General features: G+C 38.7%; 2 protein-coding genes and 1 pseudogene. All 3 read right to left on the reverse strand.

Going from position 1 to position 1604, the window contains the following annotated elements; all coding sequences use genetic code 11:
- Positions 1–377 (reverse strand): annotated as a pseudogene (locus GSY74_RS09910) (polysulfide reductase); the annotation flags it as partial.
- Positions 362–1036 carry a 4Fe-4S dicluster domain-containing protein gene (locus GSY74_RS09915; RefSeq protein ID WP_164664943.1) on the reverse strand — a complete coding sequence of 225 codons (675 nt, stop codon included), beginning with the start codon at positions 1034–1036 and terminating at the stop codon, positions 362–364. The gene GSY74_RS09915 and the pseudogene GSY74_RS09910, both read right to left, overlap by 16 nt.
- Positions 1033–1604: molybdopterin dinucleotide binding domain-containing protein (locus GSY74_RS09920; protein ID WP_304948055.1), on the reverse strand; the 572-nt coding region annotated here is incomplete at its 5' end. The genes GSY74_RS09920 and GSY74_RS09915, both read right to left, overlap by 4 nt.

A 1604-nucleotide genomic window follows, 5' to 3' on the forward strand; every position in this document is an offset into this window, starting at 1 on the left:
AAACCAGCAGCTGTCTTTTTGATAATCTTAATATCGAGAAGTTCAGCTAGAGCCACAAAAAATATAATGGCACTTCCACTATAAATCATGTACATATAGTTGACAATATAGAGTGTCCACGGTTGCTCTCTTCTGACCTCTCCTCCTGCTCCAAATATCGCCTCTTTCATCGATTGGGCTAGTTCAGGACTTCCGATATTAAGTCCTGCATCGTGTGCATCTACTATTGATTTAAAATATCTCTCATCAATAACTTCATAAACACCAATAAACCCAAGAGCCAAGAAAAAATAGGCTACGAACATGGTTCTGTTAAAGAGTAACTCTTTGATTGGGACTCGATTAATCTCGACCCCTTTTATTAGATACTTTTCCACTGTGTTCCCCTTTTTATTTTTGCTTTTTCTATAATTGGTTTGAAACTATCCCATGTATGTATTGTGGTGTCGTGTCCAATAGAGTTTTCTGCAAAATGCGTATCATTTTCAGGGAATAGATAGAGTAGTTTTGGAACAGTTCCCTCTCCCTCTTTTAGTACAAAAAACTTTCGTTTTTTCAAAAGTTGAACCAAATCTCCACTCTCATCATCCAAATTACCAAATAGACGAACTTTGGTAGGACAGGTAGCCTGACACGCTGTTGTGGTCTCTCCTTGTGATATTCGTGTATCGTAACAGAAGGTACACTTATCTACAGCTATCGCTTTATCATCAACAAATCTCGCATCATAGGGACAAGCCTCCATGCAACCTTTGCACAAAATACACTTATCCTTGTCTGCCATAACCAAGCCACCCTCTCCAAAATAACTAGCTCCCGTAGGGCAAACATCTACGCAGGGTGCATCTTGACAATGGTTGCACTGGGATGGATAGTAGTTTACAAATGGATTGCCAAAGATAGATTTTTCGGTCTCTCCTACCCAAATCCTCTGTTTGTCTGCTCCAAGTTGAACACCATTCTCCTCTTTACAAGCCACTTCACACGCTTTGCAGTTGATGCAACTCTGATAATCTAATGTCATTGCATAATTCATGACTCAACCTTTCTAATCTCAACAATCGTCTCATGCATCGCAGCACTACCAAATACAGGTTCAATATCATCATTGATAATCAGATTGTCACTCGCTCCATTTCTCTGTGCAAGTGTCAATCCATCACTTGTTGCTCCAAATCCATGAACATAAAAAACTACATTTTCAATAATCTTATTGGTGGGATAGGCTTTGATTTTGACTCTACCAATACTACTTATAACCTCTACCCAATCACCATGAACAATACTCAAACTCTCTGCCTGTTTTCTGTTTATCCAAACATAATTCTCTCGCATCAAATCCAAGAGCATCACATTGTTAGCCGTTGAGTTTTGAGTGAACTGTGCATGTCGCCCAGTGATAAATCTAAATCTATCTTTTGGGGTCTCTGTATATAAATCCTCTCTCCAAGTTGGCATAGCATCTACACCTTTTTTGGTCATAAACTCTAAGTTACACTCTACTTTTCCTGATTTGGTTTTTACTCTACCTTTCATCGCAGCTATTGACTTCTCATCTACACAAGATTCGGTGTATCTTTCAGATTTCAAGTTCTCTTTTAAAA

Origin of the sequence: Sulfurovum sp. bin170, from assembly GCF_010892395.1 — a bacterium.
GTDB lineage: Bacteria > Campylobacterota > Campylobacteria > Campylobacterales > Sulfurovaceae > UBA1140.

What these genes read in the sequence shown, in the direction of transcription:
- GSY74_RS09915 (WP_164664943.1), bottom strand. Translation starts at nt 1,036, where the DNA reads ATGAATTATGCAATGACATTAGATTATCAGAGTTGCATCAACTGCAAA.